We start from the raw sequence: 945 nt of genomic DNA, 5'->3' as shown, positions 1-945 counted from the left end.
CCACCCCTGAATCTTAGGATTTAGCCATTCCACATGTTCGAGAAATGATTTATGCCTCATGTTCGGCGGGGCCAGACGTTCTTTTACGACCTCCCGGATGCGTTCTTCCGCTTTCCGGGCCAGCCATTGTTGGGTTGTATAGTACACCTTCCCTTGAGAAGTTTCCGCTTTCGTTTTGCGATGGTGCATGCCAAGAAAATCAAAGCCTTCTTCTCCTGTCCAAAGTCCGACGATGCGTGTTTTGGTCGGGTGTAACGTCAATTCAAGACGATCCATAATGGCACGAATAAGTTCGTATGCCCGGTCTGCGTCTTTCTTCGTCTTACACACGATCACGAGATCATCCGCATAACGCGTCAGTTCCCCGAATCCGCTACCATACCGTTCCCACAGGATATCGAAGTAGTTCAGATAGATGTTCGCTAAAAGTGGAGAGATGACTCCCCCCTGCGGCGTTCCTAAATCCGAACGTCGAACCGTTCCTTCTTCCATGACCCCGGCATTCAACCACTTCCGTACCAGTTTCAGGATACGTCTGTCACTGATTCGCATTTCCAGCAGTTTCATCAGCTTTTCCTGATTGATGTTGTCGAAGTAACCTTGGATATCGACGTCGACCACCCAATTGCCTTTGCGGTTACATGCTTTTCGGATTCGGTCCAGCGCTTGCTTGGCGCTTCGCTTCGGTCTGAATCCAAACGAGGATTCTTGAAAATCCGTTTCAAAGATCGGTTCCAATACCAGTTTCGTCGCCATCTGTATGACACGGTCTCGGATGGTGGGAATGCCTAGCGGCCTTTGCTTTCCATCTTTCTTCGGAATGTAGTGCCGTCTTACGGGCTGGGGATGATACTTGCCTTCTTTGAGGATTTGATGGCATTCGTACAAGAAAAGATACTCCCCTTGCTTTTCGATGTCCGCAAGTGTCTCTCCGTCGATTCCAGC

1 protein-coding gene is annotated in these 945 nt (G+C 49.5%); it reads right to left on the bottom strand.

The window, feature by feature from the left end; all coding sequences use genetic code 11:
* Positions 1-945: group II intron reverse transcriptase/maturase (gene ltrA / locus KXG62_RS33815; protein ID WP_218096398.1), on the bottom strand; the 945-nt coding region annotated here is incomplete at both ends.

This window comes from Paenibacillus solanacearum (assembly GCF_910593845.1).
Lineage (GTDB): Bacteria > Bacillota > Bacilli > Paenibacillales > NBRC-103111 > Paenibacillus_G > Paenibacillus_G solanacearum.
The sequence above is the reverse complement of the archived record's forward strand: the minus strand, read 5'-3'. Positions and strand labels throughout refer to the sequence as shown.